We start from the raw sequence: 3,202 nt of genomic DNA, 5'->3' as shown, positions 1-3,202 counted from the left end.
GCATCCGGACACCCCGACTCACTGGGCTCGTCGGTCGGGGCCGACGATGGCATCGACGGTGAATTCTGGGACGCGGTCGCTCGTGAGGACTGGGAGGCGCTGGGCCTGGAAGAAGGCTGCACCATCGGTGAAGTATCGCCTTTGTTGTCGTCGTGGCGGCAGCAGCGTCGCGCCCAATCGGTGATCGATCAGTGGCGTTATCGAATCGGCTGGAAGTGGCTGGCCGAGAAACCTGTCCGCGTGTCGGGGAAATGGCTCGTGGTCAGCCCGACCGGCGCCGCGATAGGCGATGAAGTCTGTGGAGTATTCACAGCGGCGGGTCTGGAGACTCAGCGCCTAGAGGTTGATGCCGATCGGATGACGCGGCAAACGATGGCCGATCTGCTCGAATCAGCAGGCCCGTGGGACGAGTTCCGCGGTGTCGTTTCGCTCATTGCCTTGAACGACGGGATCGGTGGCGATTCGCCCCTGGTCTCTCGTGGTGTAGCGGGAAATGTGTGGCTGCTCAAGGCATTGCGCGAGACGGCCGCCGAGATCCCGTTGTGGTGCGTGACCAGCGGCGCAGTAATCGTGGGTCCTTCGGATCGATCCGTCGATGCCACCCAGTCACAGATGTGGGGGTTGGGGCAGGTAGCGGGTCTGGAACTCCCGCAGTCGTGGGGAGGGCTGATCGACCTTCCGAACGCGTGGGACGACACCATCCTGCGCAGTCTGCCGGCGGTGCTGTCACGTGAGGACGGAGAAGACCAGTTAGCCGTCCGCGAAAGCGGTGTCTACGGACGGCGGATGATGCGGGCACCGTTGCCCAATTCAGGTCGGGGCAAGCATTGGCGTCCCCGCGGGACAGTGCTCGTCACCGGCGGCACCGGGGGAATCGGGGCACATGCTGCACGATGGCTGCTCACAAACGGCGCAGAACACGTGGTACTGGTGAGCCGTCGCGGGCGGCAGGCTCCCGGCGCGCTCGAGCTGGAGCAGGAACTGAGTGCCCTCGGCGGGCGAGTGACGATCATGGCCGCCGACATCGCCGAACGCGGCGACGTGGCCGCCGTGTTGTCCACGATCGACAACGACAGCATCCCGCTCACCGCCGTCATCCACGCGGCGGGAGTGGTCGATCAGCGGCCGTTGACCGAGATCGACTCGGAATCGATGACCACCGCGGCCGCGGCGAAAGTCGGGGGCGCACAGCATTTGGACGAACTACTCGGCGATCGCCGCCTGGACGCCTTCGTGCTGTTCTCCTCGGGCGCTGCGACCTGGGGCGGTACCGGACTCGCCGAGTACGCGGCAAGCAACGCCCACCTCGACGGCCTGGCACAGGATCGTCGATCGCGCGGACTGGTCGCCACATCCCTGGCCTGGGGCGGCTGGTCAGGCGGCGGGATGACCGAAATCGGCACAACCACCGAATACTTCGGTCGGCTCGGGATCCGATTGATGGAACCCGATCTGGCCCTGCAAGCATTGAGTCAAGCAGTCGCCAACAACGAAACCCTGGTGACCGTCGCCGACATCGACTGGCAACAGTTCACCGTCTACTACACGCTGTCGCGGCGTCGTCTGCTCATCACAGACATACCCGATGCCCAAGCCGACACCGACAGTGCTATCGACAGCGGGAACACGGGATCGCCACTGCGGCAACGCTTGTCAGGTCTGGGCGAAACCGAACAGATCCAGGTACTGCTGGATCTGGTGCGCGCCCAGATCGCGATCGTGCTCGGACACGACGACGCCACCGCGATCGACGCCGACCGCAACTTCCGGGACCTGGGATTCGACTCCCTCACCGCCGTCGAAGCCCGCAACCGGATCAAGACCGCCACCGGGGTGGCGGTCGCGGCGACGTTGATCTTCGACTATCCGACTCCCCGGGCGGTCGCCGAACACCTGCACCAGCAGCTGGCCGGAGCATCCGTGGCCGCCGAACCGGTTGTGGTGGTGGGTCATTCGGCCGAGCCGATCGCGATCGTGGGTGTGGGTTGCCGCTTCCCCGGAGGCGTGTCCTCACGCGAAGAGCTGTGGCAGGTCGTGGCCCAGGGCCGGGATGTGGTGTCGCAATGGCCGGTCGACCGTGGCTGGGATGCAGGGTTGTTCGATCCCGAACCGGGGGTGACCGGTAAGTCCTACACGCGAGACGGCGCGTTCCTTCACGACGCCGGCTTGTTCGACGCCGGGTTCTTCGGGATCAGCCCGCGCGAGGCGGTTGCGATGGATCCGCAGCAGCGGTTGCTGCTGGAAACGGTGTGGGAAGCCCTCGAAGACGCCGGGGTGGACCCGGTCTCGTTGCGCGGCAGCGACACCGGCGTATTCATCGGCGTCAGCGACCAGTCCTACGGCATAGGCCGAAGCGACGGCGACGCCGGAGTCGAGGGATACCGGCTGACCGGCGGCGCCACGAGCGTCGTATCGGGCCGAGTGTCGTATGTGTTGGGACTGGAAGGTCCCGCGGTATCGGTGGACACCGCGTGCTCGTCCTCGCTGGTCGCCCTGCACCAAGCCGTGCAAGCCGTGCGCGCCGGTGAGTGCGGGATGGCGCTGGTCGGCGGCGTCGCGGTACTGGCCACACCCGGCGCGTTCATCGAATTCTCCCGCCAGAAAGGACTGGCACCCGACGGACGCTGCAAATCCTTCGCCGAAGCCGCCGACGGAACAGGCTGGTCCGAAGGCGTCGGCATCCTCGTCGTGGAACGACTCTCCGACGCGCGTCGCCACGGGCATCAAGTGTTGGCGGTGGTGCGTGGCTCGGCGGTCAACCAGGACGGGGCGTCCAACGGGCTGACCGCCCCCAACGGTCCTTCCCAGCAGCGGGTGATCCGCCGCGCCCTGGCCAACGCCGGAGTCTCGGCCACGGAAGTGGACGTGGTCGAAGCCCACGGCACCGGCACCACCCTCGGTGACCCGATCGAAGCCCAAGCCCTGCTGGCCACCTACGGGCAAAACCGCGAACCCGACCGGCCCCTGTGGCTGGGCTCCCTGAAATCCAACATCGGCCACACCCAAAACGCCGCCGGCGTAGCCGGAGTGATCAAAATGATCGAGGCAATACGCCACCAGACACTACCGAAAACCCTCCACATCGACACACCGACCACCCACGTCGACTGGACATCGGGCGCAGTCGAACTACTCACCGAGTCTCGTACCTGGACCACCGAGGCCGACCGGCCGCGTCGTGCGGCCGTGTCTGCCTTCGGCG

At 66.3% G+C, this 3,202-nt stretch carries 1 protein-coding gene; it reads left to right on the top strand.

Annotation, left to right across the window (positions count from 1 at the left end; genetic code table 11):
• Positions 1-3,202: SDR family NAD(P)-dependent oxidoreductase (locus ON44_RS33885; protein WP_040698207.1), on the top strand; the 3,202-nt coding region annotated here is incomplete at both ends.

Source organism: Nocardia vinacea NBRC 16497, from assembly GCF_000308835.1.
GTDB classification, from domain to species: Bacteria; Actinomycetota; Actinomycetes; order Mycobacteriales; family Mycobacteriaceae; genus Nocardia; species Nocardia vinacea.
The sequence above is the reverse complement of the archived record's forward strand: the minus strand, read 5'-3'. Positions and strand labels throughout refer to the sequence as shown.